The organism is Streptomyces sp. NPDC007991 (assembly GCF_042958445.1).
Taxonomy (GTDB): domain Bacteria; phylum Actinomycetota; class Actinomycetes; order Streptomycetales; family Streptomycetaceae; genus Streptomyces.
In genome coordinates this window covers 82,320-107,885 of the sequence record NZ_JBIBJD010000005.1, presented here as the reverse complement: position 1 = coordinate 107,885, position 25,566 = coordinate 82,320, and the positions used below count along the sequence as shown (strand labels likewise).

Annotated in this window: 24 protein-coding genes; 8 read left to right on the top strand and 16 right to left on the bottom strand. The window is 72.5% G+C overall.

Translation table 11 applies throughout. The annotated features are described in order from the left end of the window. Positions 1–151: 151 nt before the first annotated feature. From ACFZDA_RS15115 to ACFZDA_RS15080, 8 genes are all read right to left on the bottom strand, one after another. The gene (locus ACFZDA_RS15115) at positions 152–628 is read right to left on the bottom strand and encodes a GNAT family N-acetyltransferase (protein ID WP_391080426.1); all 477 of its coding nucleotides are present in this window, start codon (positions 626–628) and stop codon (positions 152–154) included. A gap of 7 nt (positions 629–635) precedes the next feature. Beyond that, on the bottom strand, positions 636–2,219 hold the full coding sequence (locus ACFZDA_RS15110) for a long-chain-fatty-acid--CoA ligase (protein ID WP_391080423.1): 1,584 nt from the start codon (positions 2,217–2,219) through the stop codon (positions 636–638). Between the two features lie 64 nt (positions 2,220–2,283). Continuing rightward, a complete protein-coding gene (locus ACFZDA_RS15105; RefSeq protein ID WP_391080421.1) occupies positions 2,284–3,105 on the bottom strand; it encodes an SDR family NAD(P)-dependent oxidoreductase in 822 nt (273 codons plus the stop codon). Next, complete coding sequence (locus ACFZDA_RS15100; protein WP_391080418.1) at positions 3,105–3,971, bottom strand: alpha/beta fold hydrolase; 867 nt, start codon at positions 3,969–3,971, stop codon at positions 3,105–3,107. Before ACFZDA_RS15100 ends, ACFZDA_RS15105 begins: the two co-directional genes overlap by 1 nt. A gap of 19 nt (positions 3,972–3,990) precedes the next feature. Next, on the bottom strand, positions 3,991–4,551 hold the full coding sequence (locus tag ACFZDA_RS15095; protein WP_391080415.1) for a 3-phenylpropionate/cinnamic acid dioxygenase subunit beta: 561 nt from the start codon (positions 4,549–4,551) through the stop codon (positions 3,991–3,993). Positions 4,552–4,646: 95 nt separating this feature from the next. Continuing rightward, a complete protein-coding gene (locus tag ACFZDA_RS15090; RefSeq protein ID WP_391080412.1) occupies positions 4,647–5,861 on the bottom strand; it encodes an FAD-dependent oxidoreductase in 1,215 nt (404 codons plus the stop codon). Next, positions 5,858–6,211 (bottom strand): bifunctional 3-phenylpropionate/cinnamic acid dioxygenase ferredoxin subunit, encoded by a 354-nt coding sequence (locus ACFZDA_RS15085; RefSeq protein WP_391080410.1) that lies wholly within the window; start codon positions 6,209–6,211, stop codon positions 5,858–5,860. Before ACFZDA_RS15085 ends, ACFZDA_RS15090 begins: the two co-directional genes overlap by 4 nt. Next, entirely contained in the window at positions 6,211–7,533 is a 1,323-nt protein-coding gene (locus ACFZDA_RS15080; protein WP_391080407.1) for an SRPBCC family protein, read from the bottom strand. Before ACFZDA_RS15080 ends, ACFZDA_RS15085 begins: the two co-directional genes overlap by 1 nt. A gap of 229 nt (positions 7,534–7,762) precedes the next feature. On the opposite strand from ACFZDA_RS15080, the gene ACFZDA_RS15075 reads away from it, so the two are divergent. Next, on the top strand, positions 7,763–8,617 hold the full coding sequence (locus ACFZDA_RS15075; RefSeq protein ID WP_391080404.1) for an IclR family transcriptional regulator C-terminal domain-containing protein: 855 nt from the start codon (positions 7,763–7,765) through the stop codon (positions 8,615–8,617). Between the two features lie 109 nt (positions 8,618–8,726). Here ACFZDA_RS15075 and ACFZDA_RS15070 read toward each other — a convergent pair whose 3' ends face one another. Next, positions 8,727–9,338, bottom strand: coding sequence for a helix-turn-helix domain-containing protein (locus ACFZDA_RS15070; protein ID WP_391080401.1), 612 nt, complete (start codon positions 9,336–9,338; stop codon positions 8,727–8,729). Between the two features lie 204 nt (positions 9,339–9,542). Here ACFZDA_RS15070 and ACFZDA_RS15065 point away from each other — a divergent pair, with 204 nt between their 5' ends. Together ACFZDA_RS15065 and ACFZDA_RS15060 are read left to right on the top strand one after the other, a co-directional pair. Continuing rightward, positions 9,543–10,877 (top strand): MFS transporter, encoded by a 1,335-nt coding sequence (locus tag ACFZDA_RS15065; RefSeq protein WP_391080398.1) that lies wholly within the window; start codon positions 9,543–9,545, stop codon positions 10,875–10,877. A 342-nt stretch (positions 10,878–11,219) separates the two neighbouring features. Further along, positions 11,220–12,605, top strand: a complete 1,386-nt coding sequence (locus tag ACFZDA_RS15060; RefSeq protein ID WP_391080394.1) for an MFS transporter — start codon at positions 11,220–11,222, stop codon at positions 12,603–12,605. Between the two features lie 61 nt (positions 12,606–12,666). Here the strand turns inward: ACFZDA_RS15060 and ACFZDA_RS15055 are convergent, their stop codons facing one another. The 4 genes from ACFZDA_RS15055 to lnt form a co-directional block, all read right to left on the bottom strand. Further along, a complete protein-coding gene (locus tag ACFZDA_RS15055; RefSeq protein WP_391080392.1) occupies positions 12,667–14,622 on the bottom strand; it encodes a GAF domain-containing protein in 1,956 nt (651 codons plus the stop codon). A 73-nt stretch (positions 14,623–14,695) separates the two neighbouring features. Further along, complete coding sequence (locus ACFZDA_RS15050) at positions 14,696–15,496, bottom strand: 3-hydroxybutyrate dehydrogenase (protein WP_391080389.1); 801 nt, start codon at positions 15,494–15,496, stop codon at positions 14,696–14,698. A 54-nt stretch (positions 15,497–15,550) separates the two neighbouring features. Further along, a complete protein-coding gene (locus tag ACFZDA_RS15045) occupies positions 15,551–16,030 on the bottom strand; it encodes an NUDIX domain-containing protein (protein ID WP_391080386.1) in 480 nt (159 codons plus the stop codon). 68 nt (positions 16,031–16,098) lie between these two features. Then, a complete protein-coding gene (gene lnt / locus ACFZDA_RS15040) occupies positions 16,099–17,715 on the bottom strand; it encodes an apolipoprotein N-acyltransferase (RefSeq protein WP_391080384.1) in 1,617 nt (538 codons plus the stop codon). Between the two features lie 297 nt (positions 17,716–18,012). Here lnt and ACFZDA_RS15035 point away from each other — a divergent pair, with 297 nt between their 5' ends. Continuing rightward, entirely contained in the window at positions 18,013–19,038 is a 1,026-nt protein-coding gene (locus ACFZDA_RS15035; RefSeq protein ID WP_391080381.1) for an O-antigen ligase family protein, read from the top strand. A 12-nt stretch (positions 19,039–19,050) separates the two neighbouring features. Here the strand turns inward: ACFZDA_RS15035 and ACFZDA_RS15030 are convergent, their stop codons facing one another. Continuing rightward, positions 19,051–19,605, bottom strand: a complete 555-nt coding sequence (locus ACFZDA_RS15030) for a hypothetical protein (RefSeq protein WP_391080378.1) — start codon at positions 19,603–19,605, stop codon at positions 19,051–19,053. 73 nt (positions 19,606–19,678) lie between these two features. Then, positions 19,679–20,464, bottom strand: a complete 786-nt coding sequence (locus ACFZDA_RS15025) for an aspartate/glutamate racemase family protein (protein WP_391080375.1) — start codon at positions 20,462–20,464, stop codon at positions 19,679–19,681. 39 nt (positions 20,465–20,503) lie between these two features. On the opposite strand from ACFZDA_RS15025, the gene ACFZDA_RS15020 reads away from it, so the two are divergent. After that, positions 20,504–21,697, top strand: a complete 1,194-nt coding sequence (locus ACFZDA_RS15020) for a glycosyltransferase (RefSeq protein WP_391080373.1) — start codon at positions 20,504–20,506, stop codon at positions 21,695–21,697. A 28-nt stretch (positions 21,698–21,725) separates the two neighbouring features. Here ACFZDA_RS15020 and ACFZDA_RS15015 read toward each other — a convergent pair whose 3' ends face one another. Beyond that, positions 21,726–23,027: a TerD family protein gene (locus ACFZDA_RS15015; RefSeq protein ID WP_391081697.1), complete on the bottom strand. Its 1,302-nt coding sequence runs from the start codon at positions 23,025–23,027 to the stop codon at positions 21,726–21,728. Between the two features lie 296 nt (positions 23,028–23,323). Between ACFZDA_RS15015 and ACFZDA_RS15010 the strand changes: the two genes are divergently transcribed. The 3 genes from ACFZDA_RS15010 to ACFZDA_RS15000 all read left to right on the top strand — a co-directional run bounded on the left by ACFZDA_RS15010 (position 23,324) and on the right by ACFZDA_RS15000 (position 25,410). Further along, on the top strand, positions 23,324–23,755 hold the full coding sequence (locus ACFZDA_RS15010; protein ID WP_059423876.1) for a DUF6643 family protein: 432 nt from the start codon (positions 23,324–23,326) through the stop codon (positions 23,753–23,755). Between the two features lie 45 nt (positions 23,756–23,800). After that, the gene (locus ACFZDA_RS15005; RefSeq protein WP_391080370.1) at positions 23,801–24,694 is read left to right on the top strand and encodes an MOSC N-terminal beta barrel domain-containing protein; all 894 of its coding nucleotides are present in this window, start codon (positions 23,801–23,803) and stop codon (positions 24,692–24,694) included. Between the two features lie 110 nt (positions 24,695–24,804). Beyond that, positions 24,805–25,410: a hypothetical protein gene (locus ACFZDA_RS15000; RefSeq protein WP_391081696.1), complete on the top strand. Its 606-nt coding sequence runs from the start codon at positions 24,805–24,807 to the stop codon at positions 25,408–25,410. The last annotated feature ends 156 nt before the right edge of the window (positions 25,411–25,566 follow it).

Here is a 25,566-nt window from a genome sequence, read left to right as displayed (position 1 = left end):
GGGCATGGTGCTGGGCTCCAGCCTGTGTGCCGCTGTGCAGCACGGAGGCCGCCGTAGTCGTATCCGGGGCGGCGCCCCTTCGGGGCGAACGCCGATGGCCGACGGCCAGGTCTCGTGCCTTTGCCGTCGGCCGTTGTGGAGGGAAGTGGGCTCAGTGAGGCATGTCGTCCAAGGCCGTGGGGAGGTCGGCCAGCCAGGACGGTTCCGCCGTGAACAGGACGACGCTGCCGTTCGGCAGGTCCGCTTCCGCGACCCGGCGGAAGCCGCCCGTCTCGAAGGCGGCCTGGACGGCAGTGTCGTCCTCGGCCGGTGCGGCGACCACACGGCGGCAGTGCGGGTCGGCGGCGAACAGCGCGGGGACGAGGTCGTTCAGCAGCCGACCGGCCATGTTCTGCGCGTCCTGGACCAGGACCAGCCCGACGGCGATGTCGTACGCGCCGTAGGGGTAGCAGGCACGCAGCGGGTGGCGCCGGACGCGGTACAGCCGAAGCTCGACCGGTGTGCCGCCGCCGCGCGGGGCGACGGCGTACGCGTGGACGCCGTGACCGGCGTCGGGGAGTGGGCGCAGCGTCCAGCCGTCGCCGAGGACGGGCTCGGGCGGCGGCGGCACGTCGAGGAACGTGGTCATGACGGGCTCACAGCGTGTCGGCGGCCGGCTCGGCATACGCCTCGACCAGTCGGCGCAGTTCGCCCTTGGCCAGCTTGCCGCTGGCGTTGCGGGGCAGCTGGTCGACGAGCAGGAGCCGGGTGGGGAGCTTGTAGCGGGCGAGGTGCCGGCCGGCGAACTCCCGCACCTCTTCCAGCGTGAGCGAGGTTCCGGGCGCACAGGTGAGCACCGCCTGGACGGTCTCGCCCCATGTCGGGTCGGGGACGCCGATGACGGCCGCCTCCAGAACGCCGGGGCAGGCGGCGAGGACGCGCTCCACCTCGGCCGGGTAGATGTTCTCGCCACCGCTGATGATCATGTCCTTCAGCCGGTCGACGATGTAGTAGAAGCCTTCCTTGTCACGGTGGGCGATGTCGCCGGTGTGGAACCAGCCGGCGTCGTCGAAGGCGGCGCGGGTCGCCTCCGGGTTGTTCCAGTAGCCGGGGGTGACGTTGGGTCCGCGCACGCAGAGCTCGCCGCGGGTGTCGGCCTCGGCGATCCTGACGCCGGTGACGGGATCGGCGAGACAGATCTCGGTGTACGGCATGGGGGCGCCGGCCGAGCCCGCCTTCTCCAGCGTCAGCTCGGCGGGCAGGTACGTGGCGAAGGGAGCCGTCTCGGTGAGCCCCCAGGCCTGCTGGAGCAGGATGCCGCGTTCGGCGTAGTCCTTGATCAGCTGCGGCGGGACGGGTGCGCCCGCGACCACTGCGGAGCGCAGGGCTCCCAGGTCGGCCTCGGCGAAACCGGGTGTGCGGGCGAGGGCTGCGTACATGGCGGGGACCGCGAAGAAGGCGGTCACCCGGTGCTGGACCAGGTCCTCAAGGCACTGGGCGGGCTCGAAGCCGCGGCGCAGGACGACCGTGCCGCCGCGCAGCAGGGTGCGCAAGGTGAGGGCGTTGAGGCCGCCGATGTGGAAAAGCGGGGCGACGGCGAGATTCACGTCGTCGGAGCGGGTGTCCACCATGCTGTCGACGTTGACGGCGTTCCACCACAGGTTGCCGTGGGTGAGCATGACGCCCTTGGGGCGCCCGGTGGTGCCGGAGGTGTACATCAGGGCGCCGAGGTCGTCGTCGTGCAGCGGCACCGGCTCCCGTTCGGGCCGGCCGGGGCCGAGCAGCTCCGACAGCGGCGTCCACGCGGCGGCGGGTGCCTCGCCGGCCGGGCAGGCGGGGTCGGTGTCGACCAGGACGTGGCGGCGGGCGGGGATGTCGCCGAGGACCGACTCCACCAGTTCGCGGTGTCCCTCCTCGACGACCACGGTGTGGGCTCCGCTGTCGGTGAGGATGTGGCGTACCTCGTCGGCGGCGAGGCGGAAGTTGACCGGGACGAAGACGGCCCCGAGGTGGGCGGCGGCGAACAGCGTGTGGAAGAAGGTGGCGCTGTTGAAGCCGAGGTAGGCGATCCGGTCGCCGCGGCGCAGTCCCCGCTCGGCGAGTCCGGCGGCCAGTTCGGTGGCGGTGCGGCTGAGCTGGGCGGCGGAGAGCTCCTGGCCCTCGTAGACGAGGGCGGCGGGCGTGGGGTACTTGGCTCTGCGGTGCAGGGCGGCTGCGGGGCTGATGTCGACGGCGGCCATACGGCGGCTCCTTCGATGGCTGTCGTACGAAAGCGGAGGGCGTCGTACAGGAGGCGGAGGGTTTCTACAGGCCGGCGCCGCCGGCGGCGGTGCGGAAGCCGCGCACGGCGATGCCGCCGTCGGCGGGGATGACGGTTCCGGTGACGGTGCCGCTGTTGGTGCGGGAGGCGAGCAGGACGTACGGGCCGGTGAAATCCTCGGGCTCGACGCTGGAGTCGTACAAGGGGATGAGCGGCGGCTGTTTGTCGCCGGACGCCTCGTTCTTGGCGAAGGAGGCGTCCAGCGTGCGGTCCTGCAGACCCAGGCTCCCGGGGCCGCGCAGCTTGGTGCGCATGCCGCCGACGGCGACGCCGTTGACGCGGACCTTCGGTGCGAGTTCGTAGGCGAACTGGCGGAGCAGGCCGAGGCAGGCGTGCTTGCTGGCGGTGTAGAGGGAGCCGCCGCCGTCGGTGTGGAAGGAGGCGTTGGAGAGGGTCATGACGATGCTCCCGCGACTGCGGACCAGTTCCCTCCAGGCGGCCTCCACGGCCAGGACGTATCCCTTGACGTTGATGCCGAAGATCTCGTCGAACGCCTCGGAGAGCTCCTTGCCGGACAGCCGGGTGACGCTGCGGTGGTAGTCCCAGATTCCGGCATTCGGAACGAGTATGTCCAGCTTGCCGAAGCGCTCGGCGGTGGCCTCGACGGCGCGGTGCAGGTCGTCCGGGGAGCGCACGTCGCCGGGGACGGCCAGCACACCGTCCGGGAGGTCGGCCGGCTGCCCCGCGTCCCGGTCCAGTACGGCGACCCGCGCGCCCTCGGCCAGATACCGCAGGGCGACAGCCCGCCCGATGCCCGAGCCGCCGCCGGTGATCAGGGCGACCTCGCCCTCCAGCCAGCCGCCCATCACCGCGCACCGAGGAAGTCGGTGACCAGGCGCTCGAACTCGGCCTGCCGTTCCAATTGCACCCAGTGCCCGCAGCCGCCGAATACGTGCAGCTGGACGTCGCGGATCTGCTTGAGCATGAGCTGGGCGCCGTCGAGGGTGATCGTGCGGTCGTCTCGGCCCCACAGCAGCAGGGTCGGCGCCTTGATCCTGTGGACGCGCTGCCAGAGCGGGTCCATGCCGTGCCGCTTGGCGAAGGCCGCGTTGTAGGCGTGGTAGAAGGCGATGTGGGACTCGTCGAGGGAGGCCTCGTAGCGGTCCTGGACGGTGTCCTCCCAGCGCTTGGGTTCGGCGGTCATGACGCGGATGAAGTCCCGCATCTTCTTCACCGTCGGGCCTTCGCCGTGGTAGTAGCGGAACATCGCCTTCTGGCCCTCGGTCGGGGTCGGCCCGAACGGCAGCCAGCCGCCGCCCGGCGCCATCAGCACCAGCTTCTCGACTCGCTCGGGAGCGGCGAGAGCGGTGGCGATGGCGGCGGCGCCGCCGAGGCTGTTGCCCAGCAGGTGGAAACGGTCGATGCCGAGGGCGTCCAGGGTCTGTAGCAGCGCGTCGACCGTGATCTCGGTGATGCTGCGGGCGTCGAGGTCGGCCTCGGTGGGCCGGTAGCTGCGGCCGAAGCCGGGCTGGTCGGGCAGCACGACCCGGAAGTGGGGGGTGAGGGCGGCCAGGTTCTGGTGGTAGTTGGCCACCGCGCTCGCACCGGGGCCGCCGCCGTGCAGCATCACCAGCACCGGGCCCTCGCCGGCCTCGCTGACCGCGACGGTCCCGAGCGTCGTCCGCACGGTGTGCTCGACGAGCTTCGGATCTTCAGTCTGTGCAGTGCTCACGTGCGTCTCCGGTCGGTCATCACAGGAAGGTGCTGATGTTCTTGGCGAGCAGGACGTTCTGGTCGAGCAGGATCGTGCGGCGGGCGATCAGCAGACCGCCGTCCTCGGTGCGGCGCAGGACATCGGTGCGACCGCCGGCGTAGAGGTCGACCTCGCGCTCCAGCCGGTTCCGGTAGCAGAGGAACGCCGACTCGGCGACGTACTCGCCGTCCTCTTCGCCCGGCCGTACCGTCACGTTGGTGATCAGATGCCGGGTCCGTGAGGGCGGGTCCTCGGCCCACGCCATCCCCGAGTCGAACCGGCGGATCCGCCAGGCCAGACTCGCCTTGGTCTCGTCGAAGATCGCCACCTCGCCGGGCGAGCCGTCGGCCAGGGCCTGCTGGCGGCGCAGCCGGTTGGTGCGCACCGGCGCCCAGTAGTGCAGGTCGTCGGCGAACAGCTCCAGCCAGTCCGCGTAGCGGTGCTGGTCGAGGAGTTGCGCCTCGACCGCGTACAGTCGCTGCACCTCGAAGTGGAGCCGGATTTCGTCGTAGGAGACCGTCGAGGCCTCGTCGACCGCCGGCTCCGGGTGAATGCTCATCGGTGGGTCCTCCAGCGGGCCGCGCTCGGTGCTGTCATTCCAGCGCGGAAAGGGTGGCTCGGGGAGCGCGTGTGCCGGTGTGTGGCACGGCGGGGTCAGCGCCTGAGCAGCGCCCGCAGGTCGGTGTGCTCGTCGGTCAGGTGCACCGGGTCGACCACAGTGCGGCGATCGACGAGACGGCGAGCGGCCTTGATGTCCCGGGCGCGGTCGATGGCGGCCGCAGCCACCACCCGATCACCGCGCAGCCCGAAGACGGTGAAGGCACCGCTGTCAGGCGCGCCGCGCCGCACGGTCCGCTCGGCGTCAGCCATCGTGCCGACCGCCTCCAGACGCGACCCGTGCCGGTCGGACCAGAACCACGGCGCGCCGGGCTCCGGAACAGGGCGGCCGAGGATGCCGCGGGCGGCGGACTCGCCCCCCTGCTGGGCGGCCTCCCAGTGCTCGTGCCGTACGCGATGCCCGTCCCGGCGGGCCACATCACCGACGGCGAAGACATTCGGACGGGAGGTGCGCTGACCGGCGTCGACCACGATGCCGTTGTCCACGGCGAGTCCGCCGGCCTCGGCCAGTTCGGTGGCCGGCCGGATGCCGATGCCGACCACCACCGTGTCAGCGGCGATGACTTCGCCATACCCGTGGAGGTGCAGCAGAACGCCTCCTGTCCGGGCCTCGACGCGCTCGACGCCGGCGGTGATCACTTCGATGCCCTCGGCGGAATGCCTGAGGTGCAGGGCACCTGCGACCTCGTCCCCGACCACCGCGGCCAGCGGTACCGGCACCGGGTCGATCAGGGTGACGCGGCAGCCCAGGGCGTGGGCGACTGCCGCGGTCTCGGCACCGATCAGCCCGGCCCCGACCACGGCCACCCGGGCGCCGGGCAGCAGGCGTTCCCGCAGCCGCTCGGCGTCCTCCCAGGTACGCAGCAGGTGCACGGCCTGGTCGTCGCCGCCGGGCACGGGCAGCGCGCGGGGCGTGCCACCGGTGGCCAGCACGACCCGGTCGGCGCCCACGACCGACCCGTCGATCAGTTCCAGGCCGCCCTCGTGCGGGCGGAGCGCCCGGACCCGGGTACCCTCGCGCAACTGGACGCGCTGCTCCTCGTACCACCGCTCCGGCCGCAGCAGGACGTCGTCGCGCCGGGCCTTGCCGAGCAGGACGTCCTTGCTGAGTGGCGGCCGGTCGTACGGCAGTTGGTGCTCGGCGGAGTACAGCGTGAGCTCCCCGTCGTAGCCCTGGGCGCGCAGGGCGTCGCAGGTGGAGACGGCGGCCATGCCCGCGCCGACGACGGCGATGCGCTGCGGCTGGGTCATGCGGTGGCCTCCTGGCCGGGGTGCAGCCAGATGCCGCCGTCGCGGACCTCGACCCGGTGGGTGCGTGCGGCGACGGTGGCGGGCATGCACTGAGGTTCGCCGGACTTCAGGCAGAAGCGGGCGCTGTGCAGCGGACACTCCACCTCGCCGTCCTCGATCCAGCCCTCGGACAGCGAGGCCTGTCCATGGGAGCAGGTGTCGTCGAGGGCGTAGTAGGCGCCGCCGTCGTGGAAGACGGCGATGGCGCCGCCGTAACCGGTGGTCTCGGCGGGCACCTTCAGCGCCTCGCCCTCCTCGATGTCGTCCACCTCGGCGACGCGGATACCGGTACCGGTGGTGCTCGTGCTCATCAGCCGTCCTTCTCGTGCCAGGCGGGCGTGTTCATCAGGTCGCGCCAGCGGGTGTAGAAGCCGCGGGCGGCACCGTCGCTGTAGAGGCGGCCGGTGGTGCCGGGATGGATGCCGTCCTCGGTCTGAAGTCCCAGGCCCATCTGGTAGTTGAGGGTCATGGAGCCGGCCACGAAGCCGTGGGCCGTGGCCTGGACTTCGCTCCAGTTCTCGCCGTCGTCCTGCTCGAAGATGCCGGTCGGCCCGAACGTCCGCAGGTTGTAGATCCGTTGGGCGTCCTTGACCTCGTCCGGCATGGACTTGTCGACGAGTGTCCAGGCCCAGACCTCCATCTTGTCCGGCCCCTTCGGGTGCCAGACACGGATGGACCCGTTGACCGGGAGGTACGAGAGGTTCGGGAAGACCGTGCCGTGACCGGTGGTCATCGGGCCTTCTACGCGTGCGTCACCAAGGCGCTCGCGCAGCACGGCGTAGTCGTAGTGCTCGTGCACGACCCGGTCGTCGAAGCGGCTCTTCGGGTGGGTCGGGAAGCCGTGCCCGTGGCCCAGCGGGTCGGTGTACTGCCGTCCCGGCGTCTGCACGATCTCGGCCTTGGGGCCCTTGCCGGTGGGAGACATGACCATCAGCGCGGAGGCGTGCGAGATGTTGACGTGGTACCAGTCGGAGGCGAACTGCTCGGCGGCGAGCTTCCAGTTGCCCTCCAGCACCCACTTGTGGACCCCGCCGATCACCTCGGTGCCCTCCGGGTCACGGTCGAGCATCGCGTCCATATACCAGGCGAGGCCGCCGAGCGCCTGGCGCAGCGGCGGGGCCTCGGGATTCCAGGTCGCGAAGACGAGCCCCTTGTACGTGTCGAGCTGGGCGACCTCGATCAGCCCCCACTGGTCCTGGTCGAAGTGGGCCGGATAGTCCTCGCCGTTGGGTACGTTGATCAGCTTGCCGGAGGTGTCGTACGCCCAGCCGTGGTAGCTGCACGTGAACGCCTTCGTGGCGCCCGCGTCGGCGCGGCAGACCCGCATGCCCCGGTGGCGGCAGGCGTTGAGGAAGGCCCGCAGCTTCCGGTCGCGGCCCATCGTGACGATGACCGGGTCCTCGCCCATGTACGTGGTGAAGAAGTCGCCGGGCTTGCTGAACTGGCTCTCGTGCGCGAGGAACAGCCAACTCGGCGCGAAGACCCGGCGCAGCTCTTGCCGGTAGAGGCCGGTGTCGCTGAAGATCGTCCGGTCGATCAGGCCACGGTCCAGGTCGAAGTAGGCGCCGACGTCGACGGACGGCTCGCGGACACGAGCCGGACGGTCCGCCGGACGGACAGGGGTGGATGTCATCGCTGGGCCTCCTCGCACCTGGGAATCTGCGGCGCTGAGGCGGTCGGGGCCGCGGTGCCATGTCGCTGCATGGGCACAGCAGACGTCGCCCGGCGGTGCCCTGCCCAGCCATCGTGCCGAGATATGGAACAGCACAGACGCTTCGCTGCCGTTTACAACCCCGAAATGGTCACCTACATTGGACATGCGTCCATTTTAATGTGCCGCCTGATCGTCATCGGAGCCCGCCATGCCAGTTCACTCCCCTCCTTCGCACCGCAGCGAGCGCGCACCCGAGTGCGAGCCGGACACCGCGCCGGCACAGCGGACGGCCGTCGACAAGGCGCTCACCCTTCTGAAGTCCCTCGCCGAGCTGGACGGCGAGATCGGCGTGAGCGAGCTGGCCCGCCGGACCCGCATGAGCAAGTCGACGACCTTCCGGCTGCTGGGCATCCTCCAGCGCAATGATCTTGTCGAGCGGGTCGGCAGTGACTACCGGCTGGGCGCGCAGCTCTTCGACATCGGCAGCCGGGCCTACGGCCCCCACACCCCGCTGCTCCAGGAGCGGCTGCTGCCGCACCTGGCGGACCTGTACGAGCTGACCCACGAGACTGTGCACCTGGCCGTGCTCCACGGCACGCACATCGTCTACGTCAACAAGCTCAGCGGCCACCGGGCGGCCCGCTCGCCGTCCCGGATCGGCGCCCGCCTGCCCGCCTACTGCACAGGGGTCGGCAAGGCCCTCCTGGCGTTCGACCACGACGCCGCAGAGGCGGCCATCGAGGCGGGGCTACCCGCCCGCACCGAGTACACCCTGAGCGACTCCGACCGCTTCAGGGCCGACCTGCGCCGCATCCGCCAGGACGGCATCGCCTACGACCGTCAGGAAGCCGCCCTCGGCCTCACCTGCGTCGCCGTACCGATCATGGGGCCCGCCGGTCGCCCCGTGGCAGCTCTGTCCATCGCCGGCGCGGACCGGCGCTTCGACCCCGCCCGCTTCGCCCCGGCCCTGCGCCGCGTGGCCTTCGAAGCGGGCCGGACGATCACCGCGGCGAAGGCACGGCAAGTGGCACCGGCCGGGCTCGGCGGTCTTGTGGGGGCCTGACTGACGCTGGGGCCGCCGCCCTGACGGACCGTCCGTCCGTGACCACGCTCCCGGCCCGGGCCGTACGCACCAGGCAGACGTGCCGACCGACGGCACACCACCCCGGCGCTCAGCGCCGACCGCCGCCATGAGTGCGCGCGACGGTCGTTCCGCCGGTACCGGGCTGCACCCTCGGCACACTCACCACGATGTGCACCAGACTCTCGCCGTCCAGCGACTCGTACACATGCGGGCGGTCACCCGGATAGCGGACGAAGTCTCCTGCCGACAGCTCCACCGGAGTGTCCGCGGGGCCCACGCGCACCCGGCCGCTGATGACGTACAGGTGCTCCAAGGTGCCCACCGGGTGCGGCTCGGACGGCTTTCCCGCGCCCTCCGAGTCCCGGCTGATGCGCACCAGATAGTTCTCGATGACACCGGATCCGTAGACGTGGTCCAGCGAGCGGGACTCGTAGCCTGCGCGCCGCTGCCAGACGACGTCGTCGCCCCGCTGCACGGTCATCACCTGTTCGCGCTCCGCCACCAGCCGGGTGACGGGCACGCCGAGCGCGGTCGCGATGGAGAACAAGGTGTCCACCGTGGGATTGCCCGCCCCCTGCTCCAGGTTCGACAGGGTCTGCTTCGCCAGCCCTGCCTGCCGGGCCAGTTCGGCCAGGGACAGACCCCGCTGCTCTCGGAGAAGGCGCACATTGCGTGCCACCACGGCGTTTCCTTCGGACACGCCACCACTTTAAGCGCAGGCCGGACAGCGGCCGACGCCGGTCGGGTCGACATGGGGGCCTACGGCCATGTGCGGCGTGCCGGAGGGCGGCACGACCGCGTGCACGACGCTCGGCCAGGCGTCACCTTTCTGCGCACCACGTCCCCGCTGTGGTGTGGATCACCGGCATCCGACGCCACAGTCCAACCGGAAACGAGCCGCTCCATGTCCGAATCCGTCAGCAGCCCGCCCGCACTCCCCGGCACCCGCCCGAGCGGCACGAGCGACACGAGGACGGTGTCACGGGTCGCCGTCGCGAGCCTCATCGGCACCACGGTCGAGTACTACGACTTCGCGGTGTACGGCACCGCCGCCGCGCTCGTCCTGGGCCCGGCCTTCTTCCCGTCCGGTAGCGCCACGGTCCAGACCCTCGCCGCCTTCCTCACCTTCGCGGCCGCGTTCCTGGCCCGTCCCGTGGGTGTGGTGCTGTTCGGCACCATCGGCGACCGGCTGGGCCGCAAGCGGGCACTGGTCGTCTCGCTTCTCCTGATGGGCGTGGCGACGGTAGGCGTCGGCCTGCTGCCGACGTACGAGACCGCCGGCCTGCTCGCTCCCGTCCTGCTGGTGGCGCTCCGGCTTCTGCAGGGCGTCAGCATGGGCGGCGAGTGGGGTGGCGCGGTGCTGCTGGCCGCCGAGCACGCACCCCCTGGGCGCCGGGCGATGTTCGCCTCGATCCCGCAGGTCGGCCCACTGCTGGGCTTCCTGCTGTCCAGCGCCGTCATTCTGCCGACCCTCTCGATCGCCGGGCGCGACGGCTTCGCGGCCGGGGCATGGCGCGTGCCCTTCCTGCTCAGCGCACTGCTGATCGTCATCGGCCTCTGGGTGCGTACGAGGGTCACCGAGTCGCCGGTGTTCGCGGAGCGGGGACGCACCGCGGGAGCCGCTCCCCGCTTCCCGCTCGGCACTCTGCTCAAGGAGCACCCCGGCCGGCTGCTGCTCGGTATCGGCGCGGCGGTCGGCGGCTCGTCGGTCTACTACCTGACAGTCGTCTACAGCCTCTCGTACGGCCCGAAGGCCCTCGGTATCTCGCAGAACACGATGCTCGCCGCCGCGAGCGTCGGGGCCGCCGCCGCTGCCGCCACCACCGTGCCCGCCGCACGGCTGGCCGACCGGGTCGGCAGACGGCCCGTGATCCTGGCGGGCGCGATCGGATGTGTGCTGTGGGCACTGCCCATGTTCGGGGCGCTGAACACCCGCAACGGGCTCGTCATCACAGGGGCGTTCACGGTCGGCCTGGTCCTGTTCACCCTGATGTTCGCGCCGATCGCGGCGTTCCTGCCGGAGCTGTTCCCGGCCCGGCTGCGCTACACGGGCGCCTCCGCGACGTTCATCCTCGCCAACACCCTCGGCGGCGGCTTCGCCCCGCTGGTCGCCACCTGGCTGAACAGCCACTGGGCGTCGCCGCTGGCGCTGGGCGCCTACGCGGGCGGGCTGTGCCTCGTCAGCCTGGCGTGTGTCCTGGCTCTGCCGGAGACCCGGGACGGAGAGTTCGAACTCTGACAAGCATGGGCGGCCGCTCACCCGGGCGGCCGTCGTCCACGGTTGCGCGGATGTGCGCGGGGCGGCTGTCCAGGCCGGTGGAGCTGGTGCCATCGAGGGAGAAGCCGAACTTGCCGACGATGACGACGTCCTCGCGCCAATCACCCCGAACTACGCGTCACGGACAGCACTCCTTTCGACCACCTTCGAGCCCCTGAACCGCCCTGTACTGAGCCAGCATGGTGGCCGCACGCATAGCCACCCCTCGAACTATGTTGCCCCACCACATGTGCGCCTGACCTGCATGTTTCTACCGTGTGCCGACACGTACCCGTCCCCACCGCACACGAGGAAGTGGCGCACATGGCCTCCGGAACCACCGCTCCCCCACCCCCCGCCAGCCTCAAGCGCATCGTCGCCGCCAGCCTCATCGGCACCACCATCGAGTGGTACGACTTCTTCCTGTACGGCTCCGCCGCCGCGCTCGTGTTCAACAAGCTGTTCTTCCCCGGCTCCGACCCGCTCGTCGGCACGCTGCTGTCGTTCCTGACGTACGCGGTCGGGTTCGCCGCCCGGCCGCTCGGTGCGCTGGTGTTCGGGCACTACGGTGACCGGCTGGGGCGCAAGAAGCTGCTGGTGCTGAGTCTGCTGCTGATGGGCGGGGCGACCTTCGCGATCGGCCTGCTGCCCACGCACGCCACCATCGGGACGGCCGCGCCGGTCCTGCTCACGGTGCTCCGGCTGGTCCAGGGCTTCGCGCTCGGCGGCGAGTGGGGCGGTGCCGTGCTGCTGGTGTCGGAGCACGGGGACGCGCGACGGCGTGGGTTCTGGGCCTCGTGGCCGCAGACCGGCGCACCGGCGGGGCAACTCCTCGCCACCGGTGTGCTGTCGCTGCTGACCGCCGTGCTGTCGGACTCCGCGTTCGGCGGCTGGGGCTGGCGGATCCCGTTCCTGCTCTCCGGGGTGCTGGTGTTCGTCGGTTTGTGGATTCGTCTGTCTGTCGATGAATCGCCCGTCTTCAAGCAGGCCCTGGCGCAGGCCGAGGCCCGCAAGGCGGACCGGTCAGCGGAGGCCGAGAAGCTGCCGCTGGTCGCCGTGCTGCGGCATCACTGGCGGGACGTGCTGGTCGCGATGGGGGCGCGCATGGCGGAGAACATCAGCTACTACGTCATCACGGCGTTCATCCTCGTCTACGCCACCACCTCGGCCGGCGTCTCGAAGCAGACCGCGCTCAACGCCGTACTGATCGCCTCGGCCGTGCACTTCGCCGCGATCCCGGCGTGGGGCGCGCTCTCCGACCGGATCGGACGCCGTCCCGTGTATCTGATGGGTGCGGTCGGGGTCGGGCTGTGGATGTTCCCGTTCTTCTCGCTGATCGACACCGGCGGCTTCGGCAATCTGATCCTCGCCGTCACGGTCGGGCTGGTGCTGCACGGGGCGATGTACGCGCCCCAGGCCGCGTTCTTCTCCGAGATGTTCGCGACGCGGATGCGTTACTCCGGCGCGTCCATCGGCGCCCAGTTCGCCTCGGTCGCCGCGGGCGCGCCCGCGCCGCTGATCGCCACCGCCCTGCTGTCCGACTACGGCAGCTCCACGCCGATCGCCCTGTACGTCATCGCCGCGGCCGTGCTCACGGTGATCGCGGTGGCGGCGGCCGAGGAGACCCGCCACCGGGACCTGGCCGATGTCGCCCCCGCGGGCGACGCGGACCGGATCGCCGCACCGGCGGCGGACGCCCGGACCCTCTGAGACGCTCCGGCACCGGCCCCCGTGCGTCCCTCCCCGCCGTTGGGAGGCCCGCACACGGGGGTCAGATCCGTGCCGGCGCCGACAACCGGTGCAGTCTCAGGGCGAGTTGGATCTCCAGGGCGCGGGCCGGGCTCTGCCAGTCGTCGCCGAGGAGGCGGCCGACGCGCTCCAGGCGCTGGGCGACCGTGTTCACATGGACGTGCAGTTCGTCCTTGGTGCGGGCCGGGCTCATCCCGCAGGCGAAGTACGCGTCGAGGGTGCGCAGCAGATCCGTGCCGCGTCGTCGGTCGTAGGCGACGACCTGGCCGATGGTGCGGTCGACGAAGCCGGGGATGTCCCGGTCGCCGGCCAGGAGCAGCCCGACGAAGCCGAAGTCCTCGGCGGCGGCCCCGTCCCCGGAGCGGCCGAGGAGCCGCAGGGCGTCCAGGCAGCGCCGGGCCTCGGCGTAGGCCGTGGCCACGGAGTCGGGGCGGGTGGCGAGGTCCTGCGCGGGTGCGGAGGCTCCGACGGTGACCGGTGCCTGGACCGCTGTGCCCAGATGCCGGGCGGCACGGCGGGCCAAGTCGGTGGCGGTGTCGCCCGGGCCGAGGGGCAGCAGCAGGACGGTGCCGCCGTCGCGTGCGGCGGCCAGGCCCTGCCGGGTCGCGGCGAGGTGGGACGCGGCGGCGGCGAGGCGTCTGCGGGCGTCCGCCTCCTCGCCGGCATCGGGCGCGTCGCCTTCCCGCCGCGCGGCCAGCACGACATGGACCGCGTCGAGGTCGGCGTGCAGGCGGGCCGCGCGCTCTCGCAGCAGGCGCGGGTCGCGGTCGCGGGCGTCGAGCAGGTCGTCCAGGAGCTCGCCGTGGACGCGTTGTTCCGCCTCGGCGGCGGACCGGCGGGCCAGGAGCAGCAGGGAGGTGACCATGGCGGCGCGCTCCAGGGTGCGCTGGTCGACGGGGTCGAGCCCCGGGTGGCCGCGCAGCACGAGCGCGCCGAGCAGTTCTCCGCCGGCGGCGACGGCGGCGATCCAGTCGTCCTCGTGCCGCACGGCGTGGCCCTCCGCGCGGGACGTCTCCAGGGCCTCGCCCGGTGTCGCGGCGGCCTCGGTGAACTCGACCGTGCCGTCGAGGACTTCGGAGACCGCGGCGGCCACGTCGTGGACCCCGCCGCCGCGCAGGACGAGCTCGGCGAGCCGGTCGTGCACGTCGGAGGCGCGTTCGATGACGCCGCTGCGGTCCTGGATGATCTCGTTGGCCCGTTCCAGACCGGCGAGGGCCGACCGGGTCTCGGCGAGCAGGTTGGCGGTGTCGATGGCGGCCGCGGCGAGGGCGGCGAAGGAGCCGAGCAGGGCGATCTGCTCCCGCTCGAAGACCCGGGCGCGGCGGTCCGCGGCGAACAGCACGCCGATGACGTGGTGTCCGAGCGTGAGCGGCACGCCGAGGATGGCCACGAGCCCCTCGTCCCGCACGCCGGCGTCGATGGTGCGGGTGTGCTGGAAACGGTCGTCCTTGAAGTAGTCGTCGGTGACATAGGGACGTGCGGTCTGTGCGACGAGGCCGCCGAGGCCCTCCCCCATGCCGAGCCGCAGCTGCTGGAACCGGGCCGCCACCGAGCCCTCGGTGACCCGCATGTAGGTGTCGCCCCTCGCCGGGTCGTTCAGGCTGAGGTAGGCGACGTCGGTGCCCAGCAGGGACCGGGCGCGCTGCACGATCGCCCGGAGCAGGGCGTCCAGGTCACGCAGCCCGGCGAGGTCGTGGGCGGTCTCGAACAGGGCGGACAGCTCGGCCTCGCGGCGGCGCCGTCCCTCCAGCTCCGAGCGCACCCGCAGGGCGAGCGGCTTGGCCCGCTGGAGTGCGGCGATCCACTCCGCCGGGCGCCCTTCGGCGCGCGCGAGCAGCACCGGCTGCTCGTAGGCGTCGGCGGACGCGCCGCGGGCCAGGAGCTCGAGATACGGCGTCTCCGCACCTGCCGGTGGCTGTTCGGCGAAGCCGGCGGAGCCGGCGGAGCGCTCGGCTGACTGCACGTGGTCGCTGGACATGCCCACAGGATTCACCATGACCGTCCCGTCCCGTCAGCCCTGTGGATAACTCCGGGCCGACGAGGCCAGAGGCTCAGTGGGCGGTCCAGCCGCCGTCGAGCACGAGTGAGGTACCGGTCACGAAGGACGCCTGCGGACCGCACAGATACGCCACGGCCTCGGCGACCTCCTCCGGTTCGATGAGCCGCTTGACGGCACTGTCCTGGAGCAGCACCTCGGACAGGACGCGCTCCTCGGGGATGCCGTGCGCCCGGGCCTGGTCGGTGAGCTGTTGCTCGACCAGGGGGGTGCGCACATAGGCGGGGTTCACACAGTTCGAGGTGACACCGTGAGGCGCGCCTTCGAGGGCGGTGGTCTTGGAGAGTCCCTCCAGCCCGTGCTTGGCGGCCACATAGGCCGACTTGTAGGCCGAGGCGCGCAGCCCGTGGACGGACGACACATTCACGATGCGGCCCCAGCCCTGTCCGTACATATGGGGCAGGGCGCCGCGGATGAGCCGGAAGGGCGCCTCCAGCATCACGGTGAGCACCGTGTGGAAGACGTCGGGCGGGAACTCCTCGATGGGGCGCACGAGCTGGAGCCCGGCGTTGTTGACGAGGACGTCGGTGCCCGCGGCGGCGAGTTCGGCGGCGTCCAGGTCGGTGAGGTCGAGGACGTGCGGTTCCACGGTGCCCGCGAGGTCACGTCCCTGTCCGGCGAGCGCCTCCAGCCCCGCGGCGTCCCGGTCGACCGCTCTGACCTTCGCCCCGGCGGCCGCGAGCCGCAGCGCGCAGGCGCGGCCGATGCCGCCGGCGGCGCCGGTGACGAGCGCGGTGCGGCCGGCGAGGTAGAGCGGGCAGGCGTGGGGAGCCGGAAGGACATGGGGCGCGGTCATGCCTCGACCCTAGGCAGCGCAATGGCCGCGCCCCATATGGTCACGCCCTACAGTTCAGCCGGATGCAGTGGGGTGGAACCATGTGGGGGCGTCCGACAGGGCCTGCTTGATCCGGAACAGCCCGAACTCGTTCAGCGCGGGCAGGGCGTCGATGTCGAACCAGGCCACGTCCAGCGACTCGTCGTCGTTGACCCGTGCCTGGCCGCCGACGGCCCGGCAGCGGATGGTGATGTCCATGAACTGGCAGATGTCGCCGTTGCCGTAGGTGACGGGTTCCAGGGCCTGGACGAGGACCACCCCTTCGGCGACACAGTGCACGGCCGTCTCCTCGTAGACCTCCCGCACGGCGCAGGCCGCGGGCTGCTCCCCCGGGTCCGGGATGCCGCCGATCACCGACCACTTGTGGGTGTCGGCCCGGCGGTTGAGCAGCACTCTGCCCTCGTCGTCGAAGACGAGGGCGGTGACTCCGGGGAGCCAGAGCAGCTGGTGACCGGCCGAGGCGCGGAGGGTGTGGATGAAGTCGGGAGTAGCCATGGCCCGACCCTAATGGGCGGGTTGCGGGCGCCCCGCCGGGTTCCAGGAGCCGTGCGACCGGCGTTCGGCTACACGTCACCGGCGCGTCGCCCGCGCAGACCGGCGCCTACGGCCCAGCCCAGCCCGCCGGCCGCGACCAGCACGAGGGCGATCTCCGGCAGGACTCCGAGCTGTGTGGCGGGCGTCTGCGAGGAGCGCAGCGGCACCTTCTGCACCAGCGAGTCGGCGACGAACATGCCGGTCTTCTGCGTGATCCTCCCGTCGGGCATGATGATCGCGCTGACGCCGCTCGTCACCGGCACCACCACGGTCCGGCTGTGCTCCACCGCGCGGACCCGGGACATGGCGAGCTGCTGGTAGGTCATCTCGCTGCGGTCGAACGTGGCGTTGTTGCTCGGCACGGAGATCATCTGGGCTCCGTCGGTCACCTCGGAGCGCACGGTCCAGTCGAAGGCGGCCTCGTAGCAGGTGACGAGACCGACCTTGGCGCCGTCCATGGTGAACACGCCCGGCTTGGTGCCGCGGCTGAAGTCCTGGCGGGCCATCTCCGTCCAGTTCTTGTTGATCGCCCCGACGAGCCGGCGCAGCGGGAGGTACTCGCCGAACGGCTGGATCTGCCGCTTGTCGTAGGTGTCGACGGGGCCCTTCACCGGATCCCACAGGATCAGCTCGTTGTACAGCTTGCCGTCCCGCTCCACGACGCCGCCGACCGAGATCGGCACGCCGATGGCCTTGGCCGCTGCGTCGATCACGGCACGGGCGTCGGGGTTGGCGAACGGATCGACGTCGGAGGAGTTCTCCGGCCACAGCACGAAGTCGGGCCGTGCGACCTTGCCGGCCTTGACCTGTGCGGCCAGGCGTTCCGTCTCTCGCGCGTGGTTGTCGAGCACGGCCCGCCGCTGGGCGTTGAACTCCAGCCCCGCCCGGGGCACGTTGCCCTGGATCGCCGCGACGGTCACGCTGCCGTCCTCGGCCTTGTCGCTGACCAGCGGGCGCGCCGCCACGGCCGCCACGACCGGGACGGCCAGGCTCAGCAGCCCCACGGCCGCCGCCGCCCGGCGCACCGTCCCGGTCCGGCGGGTCTCCACCGCGAGGCGGACGACTTCGTACAGTCCGAAGCCGCACACCACCAACGCGAAACCGAGCAACGGTGTGCCGCCCACCGCGACGAGCGGCAGGAAGACACCGTCCGCCTGCCCGAACGCGATCTTCCCCCAGGGGAAGCCGTCGAACGGCACGCGTGCGCGTGCCGCCTCGCCGGCGATCCACAAGGCGGCCGCCCACACCGGCCACCCCGGCAGCCGCGACACGACGGCGACGCCCGCGCCGACCAGCGCGACGAAGATCGCCTCGATCGCCGCCAGGGCGACCCAGGGGAGCGGCCCGACCTCCACTCCGGTCCACACCAGCAGCGGCAGCAGGAAGCCGAGCCCGAACAGGTAGCCGAGGCCGAGCCCCGCCTTCCAGCCACGGCCGCGCAGCACCCAGCCGAAGACCGCGAAGGCCGGCAGGGCCAGCCACCACAGGGTGCGGGGCGGGAAGCTGACGTAGAGGAGCAGGCCGGCGAGCGCGGCTGCGGCGGCCGGGAGGGGACGCGTCAGACGCCGGGCCCAGGGCCGCGCTCCTGGCGCGGTCCGCGGCTCCAGCTGGTCCGACTCGCCGACGGAGGTTGCGGTGACGGTCACTCCCGGAGTGTAAGGCGAGTGACCTTGACGCCGACAGCGCGGTCCGCGAGGCGGCGGCGTCACCGCCTCGCCGCGCGGCTGCCGCAACGTTCCTGCTCATTTCGTCACGACACATCCACAAACCGGCCACCAGCGGCTACGGTGTGCCGAAGCCTCGGTCGTGCCGCCGTCGGCGGCCCGTGCGTCCGGGGTCTTCACAGGTCGGGGGCGATGTGGCGCGGGGGGCGGGGCGGGGTGGGTTCCAGTGGGCTGACATCCGCGTCCGGGCAGGACGCGGACGGTGAGAGACGAATCGTCGTGGACGCGGCCGGCGTCGTGGTGCTGGGGGCCTGCGCCGGATGGTCCCTGGTCACGGCGGCGATGCACGACGGCCGCCCGGAGGGTGTGCTGCTCGCGGTGCTGGCCGTGGCGGCCGGGTACGCCGCCGGGCGGATCGGCGGGGCGTTGCTGCCGGTCGGCGCGCCCTGCGCCGGGGCTCTGGCCGGTATCGGGCTGACCGTGGCGGTGCCGCACCTCGCGCCGGGCCCGCAGATCACCACACCTCTGGGTCATGCCGGGGCGACGGCTGCCGTACTGACGCTGTCGGCCGGGGCCGCGTGCTGCGCGGCCTGGGCCGCGCGCGATCCGGCCGTGCGGTTCGCGCTGCGGCTGGCCGCCGCCGGGGCCGCGGTGCTGGCGGCCACGCTCGGCTCCGCCACCGGATGCGTCGCCTGCGCCGCGGTCCTGTTGTGTTCGCTGGCCGCCGGCCGCACCCGTCACCGCGGCGCGGGCCTCGCCGTCCTGGGCACGGTCGTCGCCTTGGTGACCGGCCTGACGTGGGCGGTCGCGGCGCGGGCCGTACCGGGCGGGCTGGCGGCCGCCCTCGAAGAGCGGCTGACACCGCACCGCGTGCGGCTCTGGCAGGACGCATGGCTGCTGCTGCGCGACGACACCGCCCTGGGCGCCGGCCCGGGGCGCTTCGGGGAGCTGAGCCGGACGTCCGCGCAGTCACTGCTGTCCGACGGCAAGCCCCACTCGGCGCCCCTTCAGCAGGCGGCCGAACAGGGGATCGTGGGTGTGGTCCTGCTGGCGGCGGCGTTCGGCTGGGTGCTGTTCGCGCTGTGGCGCAGCCCGCGCCCGACCCCGGTGGCGCTCACCGCGGGCGCGGCCCTGACGGCGCTCGCGGTCATCGCCGCGATCGGCAACGCGCTCAGCTTCACCGCGGTGTCGGTCGGTGCGGGCCTGCTGGCGGGCATGGCCACGGCCCGGCCTCTGGCCGAGGAACCCTCGAGCCCCACGCCGGACACACGTCCCCGGGGTGCCGGACGGACCCCGGCGTGGTGACCGGACGTCCGCTCAGTGCGCGGGGGCGCCCGGCTTGGTCCGCCCCAGCCGCGCCTTGATCACCTGCACGGCCGCCTCCGCGTCGTCCACGGTGACCGTGAAGGTGTGTCCGTCCCCCAGCTCCAGCACGACGCCCTCACCCTGTCGTACGACCACCGCGGTGCCCATCTCCGGCCGCCATCGATAGCCCCAGCCACCCCAGTGACGGGGAGTGACATGCGAGATGTACGTGGCCCCCACCACCTGGGAGAGCGGGATGCGGCGGCGGGGCAGTCCGATGTGGCCGCAGCGCACCTCGAGGTTCTCCTGGTCGACCCGCAGGGCGACGTGCACGAAGGCGAGCGTTCCGAACAGGACCAGCAGCCCGGCGGCGATGCAGCCGACCACGGCCATGACCAGGGGGACGATGCCGGACGTCCACGCCGAGTCGACGGCCAGTTCGATGCCCAGTGCCATGCAGGCGGCGCCGACGAGCGCCAGCAGCCACTGGACGCGGTTGGTGGCGCGGCCGGTCCAGACATCGGTGTGCGCGTGGGGAGCTTTCTCGCCGTGGCGGTGGTCCCTCATGCCTATGAGGTTACTCAGGTTTCGCTCCGCTGGTACTTCGTGGCGGAGCGTTACTGCGCCGGCCGGGCGGCGGTCAGCGGGCCGGCGTGACCGCCTGCAGCAGCCGCCCTTCGGCGTAGGCCAGGGCGGGTGCGGGCAGCGTGCCCTCGCGTCCGCTCAGCAGGACGGTCAGGGTGCCGTGCGGCGTGGCTCCCGGCGCGGGCTGCTCGCGCAGTCGGCGCAGGGCCTGCGCGGCCACGGCGCCCGCGGAGCCGTGCAGCACGAGGGGCGGCCGGCCGGGGCGCTGGACGGCGGCCCGGATGCGCTCGGCGACCAGTTCGTAGTGGGTGCAGCCCAGGACGACGGTGGTCACCTCGTCGGGGGTCAGGGCGGCGGCCGCGGACACGGCCGCGTCGATCGCCGCCTCGTCCGCGCGTTCGACGGCCTCGGCGAGGCCCCAGCAGGGCACCTCGGTGACGGGGACGCCGCCGGCGAAGTCCCTGATCAGGTTCCGCTGGTACGTGCTGCCGGTGGTGGCCGGGGTGGCCCAGATGGCGAGGTGTCCGCCGCCGGCCGCGGCCGGCTTGATCGCCGGGACGGTGCCGATGACCGGAAGACCCGGTTCGAGGCGGGCGCGCAGGGCGGTGAGCGCGTGCACGGTCGCGGTGTTGCAGCCGACGATCAGGGCGTCGGGGCGGCGCGCGGCGGCCGCCTCGGCGACGGCCAGGGCGCGCTCGGTCAGGTCTTCCGGGGTCCTCGGGCCCCACGGCATGCCGTCGGGGTCCAGGGAGAGTACGAGATCGGCGTCGGGGCGCAGCCGCCGAACCGCGGCGGTGGCCGCCAGCAGACCGATTCCGGAGTCCATGAGCGCGATCTTCACCCGATCACGATAGACGATGAGCGGTGCCGGACCGTTCCGGTGGGGCAGACTGCGCGCGTGAGCGCCGTTGTGTGGACTGCCGCCGGATCACTTCTCGCCTGGCTGTGGCTGCTGCTCTGTCAGGGCTTCTTCTGGCGCACGGACGTGCGCCTGCCACCACGCCGGGAACCGGACGTGTGGCCGTCCGTGTGCGTCGTCGTCCCGGCCCGCGACGAGGCGGCGGTGCTGCCCGCCGCGCTGCCGTCGCTGCTCGGGCAGGACTATCCGGGGCGTGCGGAGATCTTCCTCGTCGACGACGGCAGTTCGGACGGCACCGGTGACCTGGCGCGTGAACTGGCGCGCCGGCACGGCGGACTGCCGCTGACGGTGGGCTCGCCCGGCGAGCCGCCCGCCGGCTGGACCGGCAAGCTGTGGGCGGTGCGCCACGGCATCGGTTTGGCACGCGCGCGTGACCCCGAGTACCTGCTGCTGACGGACGCCGACATCGCGCACGCGCCGGACAGCCTGCGGGAACTGGTGGCGGCGGCCGACGCGGGTGGGTTCGACGTCGTCTCGCAGATGGCCCGGCTGCGGGTGGAGAGCATGTGGGAGCGGCTCGTCGTGCCGGCCTTCGTCTACTTCTTCGCGCAGCTCTACCCCTTCCGCCGGATCGGCGGGAAGGGGACCCGGACGGCGGCCGCGGCCGGCGGCTGCGTCCTGCTGCGGGCACAGGCCGCCGAACGGGCGCGGATCCCGGACACGATCCGGCACGCCGTGATCGACGACGTGGCCCTGGCACGTGCGGTGAAGGGCGGCGGCGGCCGTGTCTGGCTGGGGCTGGCCGACCGGGTGGACAGTGTCCGGCCGTATCCGCGGCTGGGCGATCTGTGGCGGATGGTGTCGCGCAGCGCGTACGCCCAGCTGCGGCACAACCCCCTGCTGCTGGCCGGGACGGTCGCCGGGCTGGCGCTGGTGTATCTGGTGCCGCCCGTGGCGCTCGTGGCCGGCCTGGCGACGGGGAACGCGGCGGCAGCGGTCGCGGGAGCGTCGGCCTGGCTCGTGATGACGGGGACGTACGTGCCGATGCTCCGCTACTACCGGCAGCCGCCGTGGCTCGCTCCCCTGCTGCCGTTCACGGCGTTCCTCTACCTCCTCATGACGGTCGACTCGGCGGTGCGGCACTACCAGGGGCGCGGCGCCGCCTGGAAGGGCCGCACCTACGCCCGCCCGGACGCCGTGCCCGAGGAGGGATGACGCCCACGCCCGCGGCCGCCGGGAGGAGTCACTTCCTGCCGGGGGTCCAGTTCATGCCCCACCCGTAGGCGTAGTCGACGGTCCGCTGCGGGCTCACCCCGCGCTCGGGCACGAGGTAGCGCGCCTCGCGTTGCACGACGAGGTCGGCGCCCGTGTTGGTGATCAGGGCGAGCGCGCACACGGGCGAGGGGACGGTGCACTCGTCGAGGAAGAACTCGACGGGGGCGCCGTGCTGCGGCTGGAGGGTGACGGTGGCGTTCAGGTCGGCGAACGAGCGGGCGCCTTCGTAGATGGTGACGAAGACGAGGATGCGCCGGAAGGCGTTCTTGTGGTCGAGATTGACGGTGAGGTTCTCACCGGTCGACACGGCGCCGGTGCGGTCGTCGCCGTCGAGGTGGATGTACGGGGGCTGGTGCAGGGCCCCGAAGGCGTTGCCGAGGGCCTGTACGACGCCCTTGCTGCCGTCGGTGAGTTCGTACAGCGCGCACAGGTCGAGGTCGAGGTCGGAGTGCATCGCGGCCGGGCGGCCGAACTTGCTGCTCCACCCCGAGAACTGCTTGTGCACCTGCCAGTTGAGGTTCACGTGCAGAGCGCCGGAGGTGCCGCCCTGCTTGGTGAGCGACACGGAGGGGGCCGCCTTGGTGAGCGTCACCTTGGTGAGGCGGACGGGCTCGGGCGGTGCCGCCGGGGGCGTGGCCGGCGGGGGCGGGGCCACCGGCCTCGGGTACGCCGAGGGCCCGGCCACGGGCGGCACGGGAGCCACGGCCGGGATCGGAGCCGGTGCCGGAACCGGTGCCGGGGCCGCCTGCTGTGGTTCGTCCACCGTGATGCCGTAGTCCGTGGCCAGTCCTTCGAGTCCGCTGCTGTAGCCCTGGCCGACGGCTCGGAACTTCCAGGCGCCCTGGCGGCGGTAGAACTCGCCGAGCACGAAAGCGGTTTCGGTGGTGGCGCCCGGGTTGTCGAAGCGGGCGACCGGCGTTGCCCGCGTGGTGTCCCGGACCTCGATGTACAGCCCCGGGACCTGCCCGAAGGCGCCGCCGTCGGCGGAGGCGGCGAGCACGATCGTCTCGATCGCGGGCTCCACGCGCGTGAGGTCGACGAGGAGCGTGTCGGTCACCCGGCCGTCGGCGGTCCGCTTGCCCTCGTGCCGGATCGCGCCGGAGGCGTGCGCGGGCTGGTTGTAGAAGACGAAATCCGCGTCCGAGCGGACCTTTCCGCTGACCAGCAGCAAAGCGGAGGCGTCGGCGTCGGGCACCCCCGGGCCGGCCCGCCAGCCCAATTCCACGCGCAGCACCGAGGTCGGCACCGGAGTATTTGAACCTTTCAACATGTTCATGTCCGCCCCCATTGCGTGTCACCGCACCGGGCCCACCCCGGCCGTCCGACGAGTTCCGTCCGCACAACCTATTCCTCCCCGCGGCGAACTCCCATGCACCGCCACCGGAAGACCGGCGGCCAACCCCTGGCAACCCGCCCGGAACTCGGCCTTTACGCGATCAGAACCCTATCCGGCGCCCCTTTTTGCCGAGTTCGCTCGCATTGGGGATACCCGGTCACTGGGGACACGGAAAACAACCCTCTTATCGGTCTCCCCAACCAGCACATCGTGGGCTTAACTTATGTGCCATGACCTCCCCCCGCTCCACCTATGGCGGCGGCTACTACTCCGCCTCCTTCCCGGACACCCCGATCTACGACAAGCTCGTCGCCGAGCGGGGCACCCCGCAGATCGCCCCGATCCGGGTCCCCGCGCAGTACGACACGCCCGGCGGCAACCTGCCCGCCCTCCCCTCGGCGCTGCCCGCTCTTCCGGCTGCCCCGTCCCAGCCCGCCTACGGCTATCCGCAGGCACAGCAACCGGCCCCGCTCCAGCAGGCGCCCGCGGCGTACATCCCGCAGCAGGCCACCGCACCGCGCGGCTACCCCGGCCCCCAGCCGCAGCAGCCGCGCCCGGCGGCACCCGGCGCGGGCTACGAGGCGATGCGCCCCGCGGCTCCCCGGCCCGCGCAGGCGCCCTATCAGGACCCGTACAACAACCAGCAGTACCGCGGTTACTGAGCCGCCTGCCCGGGGGCTGTCGGTGCCGGCTGACACGATGGCCCCATGGGGAACGCACATCTGCACTCGATCCACGTCCATCCGGTCAAGGCGGTCCGGGGCCTCGCGCCCCGGGAGGCCGTCGTGGAGCCCTGGGGGCTGGCCGGAGACCGGCGCTGGGTGCTGATCGACGACGGGGGCAAGGTCGTCACGCAGCGCGGGCTGCCGCGCCTCGCACTGGCCGCCGCCGAGCTTCTGCCGGACGGCGGCGTCCGGCTGTCCGCACCCGGCATGGAGCCCCTGACCGTGCCCGTCCCCCGGTCGTCGGGCACGGTGCCGGTGGAGCTCTTCCGCGACAAGGCCGACGCGGTCCCCGCCGAGGACGAGGCCGCGCACGCCTGGTGGAGCGCCTGTCTCGGCATCGGCGTGCGCCTCGCGTACATGGACGACCCGGCCACGCGCCGGCCCGTCGACCCGGAGTACGCGCGTCCCGGCGAGACCGTCTCCTTCGCCGACGGCTTTCCGCTGCTGCTCACCACCACGGCCTCCCTCGCCGCCCTCAACTCCCTGATCGCGCGGGGTGACCACGCGGACGAGGGCCCGCTGCCCATGAACCGTTTCCGGCCGAGCGTGGTCGTGGCGGGCACCGAGGCCTGGGCCGAGGACGACTGGACGCGTCTCGCCATCGGGGATGTGTCCTTCCGCGTCGCCAAGCCCTGCGGCCGGTGCGTGGTGACCACCACCGACCAGGGCACCGGCGAGCGCGGCCGCGAGCCCCTGCACAGCCTGGGGCGGCACCGGCGGCTCGGCGGCAAGCTGGTCTTCGGGCAGAACCTGGTGCCCCTGTCCCAGGGCACGATCCGGGTCGGGGACCCGGTCAGGATCCTCGAACAGGGCCAGGCCCGAGGTCTGCGCCCGGGTGGGAACCGCCCCGTTCGCCCGGGCGTTGGCCTTGTGTGAGAAGTTCATGAGAGCCGCCGGTGAGAGGTGATTTCCCTCTCTCTTCGCCGGGTTGGCGCGCGGGACGGCTCCGCCGGGGGTTATCCAGGAGCGGGAAGGGGGTGCGGGCAGTGCGAGCGATCAGCGGACTCTGGCGCTGGCGGCGCAACCCGCTGTGCCGCGCCACCGATCTGGCCGAGGCCTGGGTGGCGCTGGCGGCCCTGGTGCTGATCCTGCTGACCGCCCCGCTGGCCGGTTCCCTCGTCGGGGGCGCCGCCCAGGAGGCCCTTCAGCGCTCCGTCCGCGAGCAGCACCAGGCGCGGCATCCGGTGACGGCCACAGTGGTCCGCACACTCGACCGCTCCCCGCTGGACGCCGACCCGGAGACGTCCACGGGCCGGGATCTGCGCACCCGCGTCCTCGCCGACTGGACGGCACCGGACGGCACCGCGCATCACGGTTCGGTGCTGTCGAGCCTCAAGGACCCGCGGCACGGCGACGAGTTCCGGATATGGACCGACCGGCACGGCCGGATGGTGGCCCGGCCCCTCGACTCCGCGACGGCGTCGACGCACGCGGTCCTCGCCGGCTTCGGCGCCGCCCTGGCGGCCGGCGGTCTCATAGAGGGCGGCAGACGGCTGATCGTCTGGCGCATGGTCCGTCGCCGGTACGCCCGTTGGGACCAGGCATGGGACAAGGCGGGCCCGGACTGGGGCAGGACGGGCACCGGCAGCTGACGGCCTTCCGGCTCTGGTCAACCCACCACCCGCGCGCACGCTACGGTGGTCCGGCCGAACCGTTCGGCACAACCCGCGCGCGAGCGAGCAGGAGGGGCGCGCCGGTCTCGACGCCGCGTGCGCGCAGGCCCCAGGGGCCCGGCACGGTCGCGGCCC